11 protein-coding genes and 1 pseudogene are annotated in these 16,103 nt (G+C 69.6%); 5 read left to right on the plus strand and 7 right to left on the minus strand.

The features are described 5' to 3' along the window. Positions 1–139 precede the first annotated feature (139 nt). Positions 140–1,100, plus strand: a pseudogene (locus QA861_RS04230) (Na+/H+ antiporter NhaA); the annotation flags it as partial. 620 nt (positions 1,101–1,720) lie between these two features. Here the strand turns inward: QA861_RS04230 and QA861_RS04235 are convergent. The 4 genes from QA861_RS04235 to QA861_RS04250 form a co-directional block, all read right to left on the minus strand. Beyond that, entirely contained in the window at positions 1,721–2,212 is a 492-nt protein-coding gene (locus QA861_RS04235) for a hypothetical protein (protein ID WP_334586834.1), read from the minus strand. A 305-nt stretch (positions 2,213–2,517) separates the two neighbouring features. Continuing rightward, positions 2,518–5,253, minus strand: a complete 2,736-nt coding sequence (locus QA861_RS04240) for a cation-translocating P-type ATPase (RefSeq protein WP_443041440.1) — start codon at positions 5,251–5,253, stop codon at positions 2,518–2,520. Continuing rightward, positions 5,214–6,083 carry a universal stress protein gene (locus tag QA861_RS04245; protein WP_334586836.1) on the minus strand — a complete coding sequence of 290 codons (870 nt, stop codon included), beginning with the start codon at positions 6,081–6,083 and terminating at the stop codon, positions 5,214–5,216. Before QA861_RS04245 ends, QA861_RS04240 begins: the two co-directional genes overlap by 40 nt. Positions 6,084–6,658: 575 nt before the next feature. Then, the gene (locus QA861_RS04250) at positions 6,659–7,729 is read right to left on the minus strand and encodes a zinc-dependent alcohol dehydrogenase family protein (RefSeq protein WP_334586837.1); all 1,071 of its coding nucleotides are present in this window, start codon (positions 7,727–7,729) and stop codon (positions 6,659–6,661) included. 437 nt (positions 7,730–8,166) lie between these two features. Here QA861_RS04250 and QA861_RS04255 point away from each other — a divergent pair, with 437 nt between their 5' ends. Next, a complete protein-coding gene (locus QA861_RS04255; protein ID WP_334586838.1) occupies positions 8,167–8,670 on the plus strand; it encodes an Rv1733c family protein in 504 nt (167 codons plus the stop codon). 312 nt (positions 8,671–8,982) lie between these two features. Next, entirely contained in the window at positions 8,983–9,648 is a 666-nt protein-coding gene (locus QA861_RS04260; RefSeq protein ID WP_334586839.1) for a DUF4389 domain-containing protein, read from the plus strand. Between the two features lie 223 nt (positions 9,649–9,871). On the opposite strand, the gene QA861_RS04265 is transcribed toward QA861_RS04260, so the two are convergent. Then, positions 9,872–10,381: a flavodoxin domain-containing protein gene (locus tag QA861_RS04265; RefSeq protein WP_334586840.1), complete on the minus strand. Its 510-nt coding sequence runs from the start codon at positions 10,379–10,381 to the stop codon at positions 9,872–9,874. 134 nt (positions 10,382–10,515) lie between these two features. After that, the gene (locus QA861_RS04270; RefSeq protein ID WP_334586841.1) at positions 10,516–13,209 is read right to left on the minus strand and encodes a bifunctional acetate--CoA ligase family protein/GNAT family N-acetyltransferase; all 2,694 of its coding nucleotides are present in this window, start codon (positions 13,207–13,209) and stop codon (positions 10,516–10,518) included. 574 nt (positions 13,210–13,783) lie between these two features. Between QA861_RS04270 and QA861_RS04275 the strand changes: the two genes are divergently transcribed. After that, a complete protein-coding gene (locus QA861_RS04275; protein ID WP_334586842.1) occupies positions 13,784–14,212 on the plus strand; it encodes a Crp/Fnr family transcriptional regulator in 429 nt (142 codons plus the stop codon). A 24-nt stretch (positions 14,213–14,236) separates the two neighbouring features. Further along, on the plus strand, positions 14,237–14,914 hold the full coding sequence (locus QA861_RS04280) for a CBS domain-containing protein (protein WP_334586843.1): 678 nt from the start codon (positions 14,237–14,239) through the stop codon (positions 14,912–14,914). 192 nt (positions 14,915–15,106) lie between these two features. On the opposite strand, the gene QA861_RS04285 is transcribed toward QA861_RS04280, so the two are convergent. Further along, positions 15,107–15,925 (minus strand): universal stress protein, encoded by an 819-nt coding sequence (locus QA861_RS04285; RefSeq protein WP_334586844.1) that lies wholly within the window; start codon positions 15,923–15,925, stop codon positions 15,107–15,109. Positions 15,926–16,103: the final 178 nt, after the last annotated feature.

Consider the following 16,103-nt stretch of genomic DNA (forward strand, 5'->3'; position numbering starts at 1 on the left):
GTGCGGGGCAGACAGCTACCCGTCCGCTGGATACGGTGTAAAGAACGCGCCAAGAGCTGGCGCGCGGTGTGCCGGGAAGTCTGGTCGGCGTCCTGGGGGCAGTGTGCCCTCTTTCGCTGACACACCCGGAGGCCCTGCCATGGCCGGCACCCGCTCCCCCTTCCTCGGTTTGCTACCGCTGCCTGAACGGCAGGCAATCACCCGAGCCTGCGCACTGAGATCGTCGGCGGCCTGGTCCTCCTCGGCGCAGCCGTCCTCGCGCTGATCTGGGCCAGTCCCTGGAGGGCGCGGCGTACGCGTCCATACGCGACTTCCATTACGGGATATCGGCTCTCGGCCTGAACCTGTCCGTGGGGCACTGGACGGCCGACGGGCTGCTGGCCGTGTTCTTCCTCATCGCCGGGATCGAGCTGAAACGCGAGCTCGTCGTCGGTGAACTGCGCACCCCGGCCACCGCCGCGCTGCCCGTCGTCGCCGCGGTGTGCGGTATGGCCGTGCCCGCCGCCCTCTACCTGGCCGCGGTCTGGGTGGTCGGCGGCAGCAGTTCGGGCTGGGCGGTCCCGATGGCCACAGACATCGCCGTCGCGGTGGCGGTCCTGGCGGTGCTGTCCACGCACCTGCCAGCCGCGCTGCGCGCCTTCCTCCTCACCCTGGCCGTGGTCGACGACCTGGGCGCGATCCTGATCATCGCGGTGTTCTTCACCTCCGACCTGAACCCGTGGGCGCTCGCCGGAGCCTTCGCGGGCCTGGTGCTCTTCTACCTGCTCCAGCGGCTGCGGGTGCGCGGCTGGTGGTGGTATGCGCCCCTCGGGGTGACGATCTGGGCGCTGATGTACAACGGCGGCGTCCACACCACCGTCGCCGGCGTCACCATGGGCCTGATTTTGCGCACCACCCGCGACCCGGGCGAGAAGGTCTCGCCGGCCTCGCGGGTCGCACACCTGGTCCACCCGCTCTCCGCCGGTATCGCGGTGCCGCTGATCGCGCTGTTCGCCGCGGGGGTGAGCATCTCCGGCCCTGCCCTGGGCGCGGTGTTCACCAGCCCCGAACCCCTCGGCGTGGTGATCGGCCTGGTGATCGGCAAGACGTTGGGGATCTTCGCCCGGCCTCGCCATGGCCGCCGCCCGTCGGTGACACCACACTTCCGATCCGCCCGGCAACCGACAGGACGCGACGACGATGACCTGGGAGTGGACCGGGAGGCATGGCCGCCCGGCAACACGACGGCCCCTCAGTCTGGAGATCATCATGGCCGCAGCCCTGACCTTTCAGATCCACCGCGAGCCCGTCGGCAAGCGCATCACAGCCTCCATCATGCTGGCCGACGACAAGGACGCCGAAGTCGCAGGCCGATGAAGCGCGTCCGGACCCGGCCGGCGTGCTGTGGCCAAACCGCCTGCCTATGTGACAACTGTCGCGCTTCGGCTCAGCTTGCGGGACAGTCGCGGTCCCAAACTGCAGAATGGGATTACCGCGGTCGCCACGGCCTACTCGGATTGCAGCTCACGAACTCGGGCACGGAAGACGCGCCAGCGCCTCTCGTTCTCATGCACAAGAATTGCCGATTCCGCCATCAGGTCGGCAGCCCTGTCGAGCAGCTCAGAAGCCGAATAAAGGTAGGCAGGGGCCTTCCGCTCGCCTCGTAGGTCGGCCCGAAGTGCTGTCGGCGAGAAGTCGACCTGAGCCAGCAGGTCCAGGGCCCGGCGCAGCAGTCGCGCGGTCAGAGCCTGCATGCCCGCCGACTGCCAGTCATTGGCGATGATCCGGTGGCGCTCTCCCAGCAGGTCGGCAAGGGCCGGATAGGCAGCCAAGTTTCCCGCCATGTCCCAAGCCTTTCCATCGCCTGGGCCAGCCAGTCACCGCCCTGCTGGGTCTCATCGGCGAGCAGGGCGACTTGGCGCTTCAGCCTCTGGAGTTCGGCAGGCTCGCCCTCTCCTTCCATGAAGAGGATTCCCGACTCCGCTACGAGCCCAGGCGCATTCAGGTCCTCCGTGCCGGCGAACGTGATCGGCGACGTCTGTTCACCGGCCTCAACCACGCTCCATCGGTCGGCCAGTGACTTCAGAGCCCGAGACCACGCCTGGAGCTCGCCCGCCTGCTGCAAAGGCGCTTGCGAGTAGTACTCCTCATGCTCTCGATGGAACCGCGAGAGGTTGTCGATCACCTGTAGCAGTGACTCCGGAGGGGTGAGGTGCGCCTCGTCATCGGGCATGCCGGCAGCTTGCACCTCGTCTCACACCAAGGGCAGCGGGGCACGCCCTCCAAGGCAAACACCAACACCCGTTCGGTGGAAACGAGATCACGTGCCTCGCCCGCGACGCCACCACCGCCCACCGCTTTCAGCTGGAGCAGGGTGGAATGGTCGGCAGGAACGTCCGGTCCCAGCGCCCACCGGCCACGACTCCGTCGGCGCCCCAACCGTCCCGAGCGAGTCCGGCCCCCTGACCTGTGACCTCAAGGATTCGATCGACGTCAATCCCTCACCGCTGGCTCGCAGCACCTCACCGCACGTTGTCCTCACGTCGACGACCACCGCCCTTGACCGCGCCCGCCTACACGCGCGGCAAGATAGCCGAGTCCACCTGCTGCGACCGCCAGGGCGATCTCTGTCCAGTCGAGCGCGACCGTACTGAGCACCGCGCGGAGGAAGGGCACATACAGGGCAGCGGCCGCGAGCCCGGCCGAGACGGCGACCGCCGCCGGCAGGAACAGGTTCTCCCGAGTCAGCAGACGGTCCCGCAGCCCGAGCACCACGCCGAGCTGCGCCGCGAGCAGGGACAGGAACAGCACACTCTGCCAGGGCAAGTCCATGGCGCGCGCCGCGAGCCCCGCCGTGAGGGATCCCGCGGTCACCACCGCCGCGAGGAACAGCATCCGCTGCCACAGCCCGTCACCCAGAACATGCTGGCCAGGAGGACGTGGTGGTCTGCGCATGGCTCCCGGTGACACCGGCTCGGCGCCCATGGCCACCCCGGTCAGGCCATGCGTCAGCAGGTTGATCCACAGGATCTGTCCGGCGCGCAGGGGAAGAGACAGCCCGAGCAGAGGTCCGAGCAGCATCACCAGGATCTCCGCCGTGCCGCCGGCCAGCGCGTACAGCAGGAAGCGGCGAATGTTGTCGTAGACGCGTCGGCCCTCTTCGACCGCGGCCACCACGGTCGACAGCTCGTCGTCCGTCAGCACGAGATCGGCGGCCTGCCGCGCCACTTCGGTCCCCCGACGCCCCATCGCGACGCCGATGTCCGCGTGCCGCAGCGCCGGGCCGTCGTTGACGCCGTCGCCCGTCATCGCCGTGACATGTCCGTGAGCCCGCCACGCCTCGACGATGTCGAGTTTCTGCTTCGGGTCCGTGCGCGCGAAGATCCGTACCTGCGTGGGATCCGGCACGTCACCGGCTGCCAGTGCCTGGCCGGTGACCACCCGACCGTGCGCCGTACCGGAATCGAGCAGCCCCACCCGGTCAGCGATCGCCTCCGCGGTCGCGGGGTGGTCACCCGTGATCAGTACGGCGTTGATGCCGGCGGCTCTGCAGTCGGCGAGGGTCCTGGCAGCGGCTACCTTGGGCGGGTCGCTGAGCGCTGCAAGGCCCAGTAGCCGCAGGCCCGTCTCGGCGTCCCGTGCCCGGCCGGGCGTGCCGTCTCGCAGACCTGACGCCACAGCGAGGACGCGGAAGCCCTGGGCGGCCAGCTGTGCGGCGTTCCCCCGGGCGACTTCGACCAACGGCTCCGGCTCGTCCAGCACGGCGTGGTCCAGTACTGATTCCGGGGCACCCTTCAGGCACACGAGCACGGCGCTGTCCGGGGCGCGATGCAGCGTGGTCATCCTCTTGCGGAGGCTGTCGAAGGGCTCCTCGTCCGTCCTCGGGTACCTCCGGTGCAGTGTGCGGCGGTCCTCGCATCCGGCTTTGACCGCGGCCGTGAGGAGCGCAGCCTCCATGGGGTCCCCGAGTGCAGCCCAGCCGCTCTCCGCACCATGCGGCGGCCGCAGCTCGGCGTCGTTGCACAGGGCGGCAGCGGTGAGCAGTTCCCGTACGGCCGCGAGCTCGCGGCCGTACGCCGGTTGCCCGTCGACTCGTACCTCACCGACGGGTTCGTATCCGGAGCCGGTGAGGTCCGCCTCCCCCTGAGGCGTCCACACACGCTCGACCACCATGCGGCCTTCAGTGAGCGTGCCGGTCTTGTCGGTCGCCAGCACGCTCACCGACCCCAGAGTCTCCACGGCCGGCAAGCGGCGCACCAGCGCATGCCGGACGGCCATGCGACGTGCGCCGAGGGCCAGAGCCAGGGTGACCACGGCGGGCAGCGACTCGGGGACGGCGGCCACAGCAAGACTGATCGCCGTCACGGCCATCGTCCCCGGGGCGGTGCCCCGGACGAGCCCCAGGACGAAGACCAGCAGACACAGTGCGAGCGTGACCAGCGCGAGGACCCGCCCCAGTGCGGCCAGCCGATGTTGCAACGGTGTGGTCTGGGGACGCGTGTCCAGCAGTTCGGCGATTCTTCCCAGCGCGCTGGCCTTCCCGGTAGCCGTCGCCAGTGCCACACCTCTGCCGCGGACCACGACCGTGCCGGCGCGCAATGCCCCGGTGTCCTGCTGGGGCTCAGAGGCATCCAATTCCTGTTGCCCGGAGGAATCCCGCCCGCGGGACGGCACAGCCTTGTCGACGGGCACGGACTCGCCGGTCAGCATGGACTCGTCGATCAGAAGCGACGACGCCTCCGTGAGCCGAGCGTCGGCAGGCACGATGTCGCCCTCGCCGAGCAACAGGACGTCACCCGGCACCACCGCCGAAGATGGCACCTCCGTCGCGGCGCCGTCCCGGAGCACACGCGCGCTCGGTGCCGACAGCGCCGACAGCGCGGCGACCGCCTGATCGGCTCTGATCTCCTGCACCACGCCCACGGTCGTATTCGCCACGATGACGAGTGCGATCACAACGGAGTCGGCGTGGTCGCCGATCGCCAGGGTCAGGGCGATGGCCGCGAGCAGCACCATGATCAGCGGATCGCGGAGCTGCGCCGCCACGCGTGCGTACAGGGGAACGGCGCGTTCGGCGGTCACTTCGTTGGGACCGTACCGAGTCAGGCGACGCGCCGCCTCCTCATGGCTGAGCCCGGTGTCACCCGCGTCCGACGCCGGAGCGGTGTCGGTCCGGTTAGGTGACACGGCTTCTCCCGTCCAGTTCCGGTTCACTCGACGGTCCGAGTTCCGGCTCAGCCGTGCCGGGACTCGGGCACGGTGATCACCGGGCACTCCGCTCGGTGCAGCAGGCCATGAACCACCGACCCCAGCCTCATGCCGGAGTAACCCCCGCGCCCCTGCCTGCCGACGACGACCACCAAGGCGCTGACCGAAGCGAGTGCCAGTTGCTCCACCGGGTGGCCGCGCAGGACTTCACGGGTGATCTGCACATCCGGATACTTGTCCGCCCATCCCGCCACGGTCTCGGACAGGATCCGGCGCCGTTCCTCAAGCCCCGCCGCTTCGTCGCCGAAGGACACGACGGGCCGCCGCCATACCCACACGGCCCGCAGGGCAGCGCCGTGCAGCGCTGCCTCTTCTACAGCGAACTCCACGGCGGCCCTGGAGGATTCGCTGCCGTCGACACCCACGACGAGATGGGGATGCCGCTCACCCGCGTGCTCCGGCTCCCTGACCACAACAACCGGGCAGTCCCCCTGGGCACTGACCGGCACGGCCACCGAGCCCGCGCTGAAGAGCTCCTCCGGTCGAGTGAGCCGACGGGAACCAACGACGATCAACTGGGCCTGCGCCGCCTTCTGGCAGAGCACCGCCGACGGCATGCCGTCGAGCAGTTCCGTCGTCAGAGGCACTTTCGCGTGCAGTGCCCGCACCGTGGCGACCGCCTCAGAAAGCGCGTCTTCGCCCTGAGCCCTGAGCATTGTGCGACGCCAGGGTGTGTCGATGTGCTGCCCGCCGGGCAGGGGTGGTACCGCCATCACCAGCCGGAGGGACAACCGCCTGCGGACAGCCTCGTCGACCGCCCAGGCGAGCGCCGGAACGGACTGCTCGCGTGGGTCGATCCCGACAATCACCTCGTTGCGTACAGCGGTGTTCTTCATGGCTCCTCCTGCCACCTCATGCCGTCGTGGGGAACGCACTGCAACGAGTGGGCTCGACATTGCTGTAATGCCCTCGGCCATGCCCCGTCCGGTGACGCTTGGACGGGCGCGCCGTTCACGCTGTCATCGCAGCCGCACGAGAGCCAGGGCCGGCAAGCCTGCGTCCGCAGGCCGAAGGTCCTGCATGCAGTCTGTCCCGTGCCATTCTTTCCTCGGACGGGCTCGCCCGCCGCCCCACGCAGCCGGGTCGGCGTGCCCGGCGTTGTCGCCGACTGACGGACGGCAGAACAGCCGCAGTGCCGGTGGTCGCGCAGCCGTCCAGCACGAACTCTGTGCCCGTGGAGTAGGACGCTCGGCGATCAAGCGGGTGGCCTCGTCCAGCTCCCCAAAGCGCAGGAGGGGCTGTGCGGAGGATGTCGGCGGCTGTCGCCGTGCGCGTGCCCGGCGGCCCACCGCCGCCGGACCGCGCCCTCGTGCTTGCTCTGCTCCGCCGCCAGACCGGCCCCCGCAAGGCCGTCGCGCAGCCGCAGAATGCAGTGCCGCCGCAGCGCACGGCCGGCCCTCACTTCCTCCTGTCATGACGCCCGGATCGTCAGGGCATCTTGCTGCTCCCCGCCGAGAACGACCTTGAGCGCACCGGTGTCGCCGGCCCGTGAGAAGACGTCGTATGCCTCTTCCATACGGTCCTGCGGGAAAGTATGGGTGACCATGGACGCCGCAGTCAGACGACCGGCGGCCAGCATGCGCAGCAGCATGGGAGTGGAGTGCGTGTCGACCAGGCCGGTGGTGATCGTCACGTTCTTGATCCACAGGTCTTCGAGGTGCAGTGTCGCGGGCTTGCCGTGCACGCCAATGTTGGCCACATGCCCGCCGGGCCGCACCATGCGCGTGCACGTCTCGAAACTTTCCGGCACCCCGACCGCTTCGATGACCACGTCGGCTCCGAGTCCTTCGGTGAGGTCGGCGACCAGCTGCTCGGCTTCTTCGCCCGCGGCGGCCACGGCATCGGCACCTAGGCGCTTCGCGGCCTCCAGCCGGGACGACGCGAGGTCCACGGCAATGATCTTCTCGGGCGTGTACAGCCGGGCGGTGGCAATCGCGGCGAGCCCGATGGGTCCCGCTCCGACCACGGCGACGGTGTCTCCGGGCCGTACACGTCCGTTCTGCACACCCACCTCGTAGGCGGTGGGGAAGATGTCGGCCAGCAGGACGGCGTCCTTGCTGTCCACCGCACCGGGAAGCGGGTACACGGACAGATCAGCGTGCGGCACGCGGACGTACTCGGCCTGGGTGCCGTTGATCAGATGGCCGAGGATCCAGCCTCCGCCGCCGCGACACTGTCCGTATGCCCCCTCCCGGCAGAAACGGCAGCGTCCGCACGCCGTGATGCACGAGACCAGGACGCGGTCGCCGGGGCGGACACTGCGCACGTCACTGCCCACCTCGACGATCTCACCGACGGCTTCATGCCCGAGCACCGTGCCGGGGCGTACCTCCGGCACATCGCCCTTGAGGATGTGCAGGTCGGTCCCGCAGATGGTCACGGCGTCGACCCGGACGATCGCGTCGGTGGCCTCCTGGAGGCCGGGATCCTCGGTTTCCTCCCAGGCGGACTCGCCGGAGCCGTGGAACACGAGTGCTTTCATGACGATCCCTTCCTGCACCTTCCGGGTGCTGGTCGCGGGGTGCAACAGCGACCGGGGCTTACGCGCGGACACCGTGCTGCCCCTGGAAACCACCGGCGTCGATGACGGTGAGACGCCACTTGGGCGGCCGCCTTCGAACGGAGTGACCTCGTCTTTCCAGCCTGCCCCTGACGGCCGCCGTCCGCAGGGGCAGGCGGGTCCACATCGCCTGAGCGGGCGGGCCCTTCGGCCCGAGCGACCCACCGCACCGTGCATTCACGGCAGCTTTGGTGTGCTCGGTTATGGCGGCTCCGGCTACCGCTTGCGCACCGGGGCACCGCCTAAGGCTGAACGTGCGGGTGTACGGGGCGGCCCGAGAGCGCCGTCAGGTCGGCCCCAACCGCCGCTCGTTCCCGGTTGTCACCTTCCTGCCAGGGGCGACGAGGAGGTGCGGTCCCATGCGCAAGGCAAAGCGAACGAGCCAGAGGTGGTGGCGGTGGCGGAGCAATCCGTTGCGCCGCCACACGGACATCGTCGAAGCCTGGATCGTCCTGGCCGTCTGGACGGTCATCGTGCTGGGCGGCACTCTCGTCGGCCTGGTGACGGCCCACGCGGCCGATGAGTCCTTCGCGCGACTGCGGCGCGAGCGCCACTCAGTTCCAGCCGTCCTCGTGGAAGGCACGGCCGAAGCGGTACCGACGGCGAAAGGTGCGGCATCCGAGCGGGTCCGGGCACAAGTCCGATGGACGGCGTCGGACGGTTCCACTCGTACAGGCCGGACCCTGGTCGACTCCGAGCATCAGGCCGGATCGAAGGTCGTGATCTGGCTGAACAGCCGCGGGCAGCTCACCGCGGAGCCGCCGACCGCGGGCGCGGCGGCCTTCGTAGCGGCCCTCTTCGGCACCGGGGCCGCGCTCACCTTCAGTGGCCTGACATACGCCACCGGACGCCTCGCGCAGTGACAGCTCGACCAGGGGCGTTGCGAACAATGGGGCCGTGAGTGGGACCAGGCCGGACCGCAGTGGGGGCGTAAGGCCACATGATGCGGATATGGGCGCAGCTGCTGCGGACCGACCACCCCGGGTGAGCCCAGTACGGCCTTGCCCGACACCGTCGCCCCGTCTCCGCGCAGGCGTACCCCGAGCTGGCGACTGCGTATGCCGACAGGCCACCGCAATGGACCCACCTGCCCTCGCGGGGTAGGGCGGAAGCAGCCAGGCTGGTCATATGACCCGCCCGGCGACGCACACGCCGGGGAGAGGGAGCTGATCACCATGACGACGCCGGTGGGATTCCACGACCGCCCGGTCCAGGTGAACGCGCACATCGACTCGCCACTGTCCCGATGGCTGTGGCTCGTGAAGTGGCTCCTCGCCATTCCGCACTACGTGGTGCTGTTCTTCCTCTGGATCGCTTTCACCGTGGTGACCGTGATCGCGTTCTTCGCCATCCTGTTCACCGAGCGCTATCCCCGCGCCCTGTTCGACTTCAACCTAGGTGTACTGCGCTGGAGTTGGCGGGTCTCGTACTACTCGTACGACGCCCTGGGCACCGACCGGTATCCCCCATTCAGCCTGGGCGAGGAACCGGACTACCCGGCACGGCTGGACATCGCCTACCCGGAGCGGCTCTCCCGCGGCCTGGTGCTGGTGAAGTGGTGGCTCCTGGCCATCCCGCACTACATGGTCATCGGCTTCTTCCTCGGCGGCGCCCACCTCGGCTGGTGGTCCGGTGGCCTGATCGCCCTGCTGACGGTCATCGCGGCCGTGATCCTGGCCTTCACCGAGAAGTACCCGAGAGATCTGTTCGACCTGATCATCGGCCTCAACCGGTGGGTCCTGCGAGTCACCGCGTACGCCACTCTGATGACGGACACGTACCCACCGTTCCGCCTGGACCTGGGCGGCTCGGAGACGGCCACTTCGGAAGAGCGGGCGTAACCGCCGCGCCAGTGGCCGTACTTCCGACCGTGTACGGGCTGGGCACCCCGGTGTCTGGACGGCGCCCGACCGTCCGAACCGCCACCCTTCGGCGCCGCACGCCAGAGAGTCCTGGACGGTACGAGTCCAAACATTGGCCAGGACCAAGGCGCTCGGCCCTCCCTCCACGCCCTCGTCACCAGGCCAGGGACTGGAGGCCGGCGACGGGTGCCAGCCGTCCGATTCAGGTCCTGGGCGACTCCTTCGCCAGTTCGCTGCCGATGCGCGCGGCCCACGCCTCGATCTGACGGAAGTCGCGGAAGTCCCCGCCCTTCCCGGAGGAGACGATCTTCCGGGCGATGAATCCCTTCGCTCCCTCTTCGAGGCAGCCGCCGAACGTGACGTGTTCCCGGACATCCAGCCGGATCATGGCCCGGCGGACGCCGGGAACAGGTGGGATGTCGCGTTCCGAGGCCGAGGCGTCGAGGGGACCGCTGCTGAAGAACCACAGCGGACGCCGGGACAGCTCGCGGGCGTGCCGCCGGACGAAGTGGCGTGCGTCGCTGTGCCAGCGTCCCGCGTACAGGCCGCCGCCGACCACTACGGCGTCGTACGACTCCAGATTCGTCACGGACCGGGCGGGCATCGCCTCGACCGTCAGTCCCTCCTTGCGCAGGACGTCGGCGATGGCCTCCGCGATCTGCGCGGTCGACCCGTTCGTCGTCCCAAAGGCGACCAGCACCTTGCTCACCATGACGGTCCGCCTCCTCTCACAGCCTTCGTAGCCATTCCTCGGTCACACCCTGCTCGCCGGCTCGTCAGGCCGCGCGCACATGTCGCCCAGCGGCCGTGGGAGCTTGTCGACCACCGCTTCATGTCACTTCCTCCTCAGCGCAGTCGACGCAGATAGGGGTCCTGAGGCCGACGCTGCAGCAGGCGTACGCGTGCGTCGAGCACGGTGACCTCGCCGGGTGTCGCCAGGACGGGGTTGAAGTCGGCTTCGGCGAGCTGCGGCAGGTCGCTCGCCATCCGGGAGAGGCGCAGGAGCAGCCCTTCGAGCCCTTCGAGGTCGACCGGTCCGCCGCCGTACGCGCCGAACAGCAGCGGAGCACAGCGCGGTGCGGTGATCAGGTCATGCACGTCGTGGTCGGTCAGCGGCGCGAGCCGTGCGGCATGGTCGGCGAGGACCTCGGTCGCCGTGCCGCCGAGCCCGAAGAGCACGAGCGGGCCGAAGACTTGGTCCTGCACCACGCCCGCGAACAGTTCGGTACCGCGCGCGGCGAGCGGCTGGACCACCACTCCGGTCATGAGCCCGGCGAACCGGGTCTCGAAGGCCCGGAAGGCGGCGCGCACTTGGGCGTCGCCCTGGAGATCGAGATGAACTGCGTGCTGTTCACTCTTGTGGAGCAGGCCCGGCCAGTGTGCCTTCAGGACCACCCGGCCATCGGCACCGCGCAGCCGATCGGCGGCCACGACGGCGTCGTCCTCGGTCTCGGCCCAGGCCCAGGGCAGTTGTGGGATGCCGTAGCAGGCGAGCAGTTCAGCGCAGGAGCGCGGATCGAGCCAGCCGCCGTCCGCGTGCGCGGTCAGGTACGCCTCGGCGACCGCGTGCGCGCGAGCCGTGTCGACCTGGACCAGTGTCGGGATCGTCCCGGCCGGGCGGCTCAACCACGCCGAACGGCGGGCCGCATGTGCCAACGCCCTTGCCGCCGCCCCGGGTTCGGCGTACGAGGGGATGGTGCCGCCCTCCGTGGCGGGCAGCAGCCTGACGGGCAGGTCCTGTTCGAGCCGTACGGCGGCGACCGGCCGTGCCCGGCGTCCGGGACCGTCGGTGAGGACACGGATCAGGTCGTCGCCGGTCGCCTCGGCGACCGCGGTGGGAACAAGGGCCAGCAATACGGCGTCGGCCTCCGGACACCGCATGATCCTTTCCACGCAGTCCCGGAGCTGCTCCTCCGTAACGGCGGCGGTGGCATCCACGGGATTGCCGACGGCGGCTCCGTCGGGCAAAACGGCGAGCAAGGCGTCCACCGTGTCGGGAGTGAGCTGCGGCAGGGAAAGCCCCGCCTCCGCGCAGGCGTCGGCGGCCAGGACACCCGCACCGCCCGCGTTGGTGACGATCACCACGCGGGTGCCCGCGGGGAGTGGCTGGGAGTGCATCAGGGCGGCGGTTTCCAGAAGTTCGCCGACCGATCGGGTGGCGGTGATGCCGGCCTGGGTGAAAAGCGCTTGGCGGGTCATGGTCCGGGAGGCGGCGGCCGCGGTGTGCGAGGCGGCGGCACGCCGGCCCGCGTCGGTGCGACCGGCGTCGACGGTCAGCACCGGCATCCGGCGGGTCACGCGCCGGGCCGTGCGGGAGAAGGCGCGCGGGTTGCCGAACGACTCCAGGTGCAGCAGGGCGAGGTCGGTGCGGCCGTCGCTCTCCCACCACTGGAGCATGTCGTTTCCGCTGACGTCGTACTTGTCGCCGAGCGAGACGAAGGACGAGACACCGGTGCCGAGGCGGGACAGCCCCTCGAGCAGGGCGATGCCCACCCCACCGGACTGCACAGCGACGCCTGCCGTGCCGGGGCTCGGATGAGCGGCCGCGAAGGTGGCGTCGAGGGAGAGGTCCGGATCGGTGTTGGAGATGCCCAGGCAGTTGGGGCCCACCAACCGCATGCCGTACGTCCGGCACGCCGCCAGCAACGCCTGAGCCTGGCCTCCGTCGAGCCCGGCGGAGACGACGACGAGTGCCCGAACTCCGGCCTTGCCGCACTCCTCCGCAGTCGCGGGGAGCGCCGCCGCGGGCACCGCGAGGACCGCGAGATCGGGGACCTTGGGCAGCGCGCTCACCGAGGGATGACATGGCACACCCAGCACCGACGTGACGTTCGGGTTCACGGCGAAGAGCAGCCTTGTGAAACCACCCGCGTGCAGATGGTGCAGGAGAGCCCGTCCCACCGACCCCGACCGGCGCCCGGCACCGACCACCGCTACTGTCTCCGGCCGCAGCAGTGGCACCAGGCTGGCCACATCCGCGGCCCGGCCACGCGTCTCCACCGTGGACAGGTACGCCTCGTCCTCAGCAAGCTCGATGGTGCAGCGCACCTCTGGGCCTTCGAAGTGACGGGCTGTACGCAGTCCCAGATCGGCGAAGAGCCGGAGCACTTCGTGATTCTCGCTGAGCGCGTCAGCGGTGAACGTGCTGATGCCCTCCGCTCGGGCAGCCGAGACCAGATGCTCGACGAGGAGGGTACCGACGCCCCGGTGGTGCAGTCCCTCGGCCACGGCGATGGAGATCTCGGCCGATGTCTTGTCCTCGCCGGTCTCGTACTCGGCCAGGCCGATCACCTGGCCTTGTGTCTCGGCCAGCAGCGCTCGGTATCCGGGGCGCGGCGGCGCGCAGGCCCGGTCGGCCGCCATCGTGGCGGAGCGCCGGCTCGCGGCGAAGAACCGCAGCCGGAGATTCTCCGTGGACATCTCCTCGTACAACCTTTGCAGCTGTTCGTGATCTCGCGGCGTCACGGCCCGGATGGACACAGTCGTGCCGTCCGCGAGCAGAGCGTGAACCATGGGTCGACTGCGCTCGTCGTCCGTCATCACGTGCCTCCTCGAAACCTCAGCACCCGCCGGAGATCTTCGGATCCGGGTTGCGCAGCCAGGCGCGTTCCGCGCACGACGCGGCGATGTTCACCGCCATGATCGCTCCGGACGGGCGGGTCGGTGCGGAAGGAGGGAAGCGTCTCTCGTAATGCTCCCGCGCAGGGAGCCGCGGACAAGCCGCACGGACAGTCCGTGGCGCGCCGCCTCGTCCACCGCCTCCAGGCTGGAATCCGATCCGTCGACCTCCAAGGCCAGCGGACGCTCCATCGTCCCACCGCCTTTCTGCCCAGCCACTGTGAGAGCCCCTGTGAATACGGTCGCACCGCCCTGGGCCCACCGCGACGCGCGCTTCGGCTTCCGGAGTGCCTCCGCCCAGGTTGCGCCACGCCGGTTTGCGGCGATGGTGGAGTCATGCGGCCGGAAGCAGGACGCCGCTGGGTCCCACGCCCGCCATGGCTTTCGCACCGGCAGCGTGCTGAGACGTCCGTGACCGGACAGGAGCCCGGCTCCACTTCGAGGTCGCGGAGAAGGGACGGCCATCGTGGTTGCGAGGACCGGCGTTTTCGGCGCCATGACCCAGGAGCATCGCGAGCAGCTCATGTCACACGCTCGTGAGGTGTCGTTCGCGGCGGGCGAGCGCATCTTCGACGAGGGCGGCAAGGCCGACCGCTTCTGGATCATCCACACGGGCACGGTCGCTCTCGACCTTCACGTGCCCGGCCGCCAGGCAGCGGTCGTCGAGACCCTCGGCGCCGGAAGAATGCTGGGCTGGTCCTGGCTGGTCCCTCCCCATCACTGGCACATGGGGGCCGAAGCCACCAGCCCGGTGCGTGCCTACGAGTTCGACGCGGCGGCGGTTCGTGAACTGTGCGCGAAGGACCCGGGGCTGGATCACGAGCTCTGTACTTATGTCTCCGGCGTGCTCGCGCGCCGACTGAGATCCGCCCGGGTGCGACTACTCGACCTGTACGCGCCCCACGGAGCGGGCGAGGTCCCCTGACAAGGCGAGACGAGGTGCTTCGAAGTGCCGCAGACCCCGCACATCGTGAGCGATGTGATGACTCAGACGGTCGTGGCTGTCGGCCGCGACGCGCCCTTCAAAGAGATCGTCCGGACCATGGAGCAGTGGAAAGTCAGCGCCATGCCCGTCCTTGAGGGCGAAGGCCGCGTCATCGGTGTCGTCTCCGAAGCCGACCTGCTGCCCAAGGAGGAGTTCCGTGACAGCGACCCGAGCCTCTTCGAGCAACGTCGGCGTCTGTCCGACGTCGCCAAGGCCGGGGCAGCAACGGCGGAGGAGCTCATGAGCACCCCCGCCATCACGGTCCACCCCGGCGTCACCCTGGCCCAAGCGGCAAGGATCATGGCCGTCCGCCACGTCAAGCGTCTGCCCGTGGTCGACGACATCGGCATGCTCCAGGGCATCGTCAGCCGTGCCGATCTGCTGAAGGTCTTCCTGCGGTCGGACGAGGACATCGAGGAAGAGGTTCGCCGCACAGTGGTGTCCTACCTCTTCCCGGCCTTCAGCCACGCCATCCACGTGAACGTCCACGAGGGAGTGGTCATCCTCCGCGGACACATCCGCGACACCTCGCTCATCTCGGTCGCCGTGCGCCTCGTGCGCGCCGTGGAGGGCGTCGTGGACGTCGAGCCCCACCTCACCGGCGAGGCCACCGCTCCGTCTGAACCGGGGAGCCTTCAGTGAAGTCGGGCAATGCAGCCCCGCGACCAGGGTGGAAGGGGGCCTGCGCCGGACTTCACTGGGGGTCGAGCACAGCTCTCACTCACATCTCGACCGAAGCAATACGGCACCCCTGAGAGGGGCGGCGGCAGATCCCGGTCACAGGACCAAAGCGCCTCGCCAACAGACCACGGGGCTCATCCGGGCCCTACCTGGTCATATCTGCGGAACGACCGCGATCGGACACGGCGCATGATGTAGCACCGCATGGTTGACCAAGCCCAGCTGCAGACCGACGTGCCCATGTCGTCTCCGGGCTCCGACGACGAGCAGATCAGCACCGGACGCGGCATTCAGGAGCGCCTGTCGTGCCGCGCCCTCGACCACCTCGCTCCTCACCGTCACGTCCGGATACCGCTGCTCGGGGCCGCGCAAGACGTCGGCGAGCACCTGGGCAGGCGGGCGGTCGAAGGCCTGGAGGGCGTAGCCGGACAGGCCCGGAGGCCCGGGGTTACCGACCGGGACACTCCAGGCGTGCACCGCCAGGAGCCGACAGCGCCGCACGTGGGCCTCGCGGAACGCGAACTCCACGGCCGTACCGCTGCCTTCCCCGTCCTCGACCCCGACCACGACGCACCCGAACCGGCCATGCCGGGGCTCCACCCCGCCGCGCACCACGACGACCGGGCAGTCGGCATGGGCCGCCACAGCCAGACTGACCGAACCGAGGAGCAGGCCGGCGAGACCTCCGAGCCCTCTGGACCCGAGTACCAGAGCGAGGGCGTTGCGCCCATCGCTGACCAGCGCGGACGCCGCGTCTTCGGACAGCACCTCACTCGACAGCCGTACCGCAGGAGCACTCTTCCTGGCTCGCTCCGAGGCGGCGGCGACCAGGTCCGACGCGTCGTGGTCAGCCGGGGCCGCGTGCAGGAGATGGAGCGGCACATCGTGTCGGACTGCCTCGTCCGCGGCCCAGTCCACCGCCTCAAGACTCGCCTCGGACCCGTCGATGCCGACCACCAGGGGAACCGCCATTGCTTCCGCCTCCTCCTCATGCCGGACTTCACGTCCGTCCGTTTCGCCGCCGCTTCCGGGACCACATGCGCCGCGCGGAGATCTGGGGTACTCCTCAAGGGAGAAGCGTCGTGCTCAACGCGCCGGCACAGATGCGCATGTGCTGCGGCGACTACGCCCCACAGCCGACCTGCACGGC

Origin of the sequence: Streptomyces sp. B21-083 (assembly GCF_036898825.1) — a bacterium.
Taxonomy (GTDB): domain Bacteria; phylum Actinomycetota; class Actinomycetes; order Streptomycetales; family Streptomycetaceae; genus Streptomyces.

Excerpts from the sequence above, each read along its gene's own strand:
- QA861_RS04260 (WP_334586839.1), top strand. The coding sequence starts at position 8,983 with ATGACGACGCCGGTGGGATTCCACGACCGCCCGGTCCAGGTGAACGCG.
- QA861_RS04270 (WP_334586841.1), bottom strand. The coding sequence starts at position 13,209 with ATGACGGACGACGAGCGCAGTCGACCCATGGTTCACGCTCTGCTCGCG.
- QA861_RS04255 (WP_334586838.1), top strand. The coding sequence starts at position 8,167 with ATGCGCAAGGCAAAGCGAACGAGCCAGAGGTGGTGGCGGTGGCGGAGC.
- QA861_RS04245 (WP_334586836.1), bottom strand. The coding sequence starts at position 6,083 with ATGAAGAACACCGCTGTACGCAACGAGGTGATTGTCGGGATCGACCCA.
- QA861_RS04235 (WP_334586834.1), bottom strand. The coding sequence starts at position 2,212 with ATGCCCGATGACGAGGCGCACCTCACCCCTCCGGAGTCACTGCTACAG.
- QA861_RS04250 (WP_334586837.1), bottom strand. The coding sequence starts at position 7,729 with ATGAAAGCACTCGTGTTCCACGGCTCCGGCGAGTCCGCCTGGGAGGAA.
- QA861_RS04275 (WP_334586842.1), top strand. The coding sequence starts at position 13,784 with ATGACCCAGGAGCATCGCGAGCAGCTCATGTCACACGCTCGTGAGGTG.
- QA861_RS04285 (WP_334586844.1), bottom strand. The coding sequence starts at position 15,925 with ATGGCGGTTCCCCTGGTGGTCGGCATCGACGGGTCCGAGGCGAGTCTT.
- QA861_RS04265 (WP_334586840.1), bottom strand. The coding sequence starts at position 10,381 with ATGGTGAGCAAGGTGCTGGTCGCCTTTGGGACGACGAACGGGTCGACC.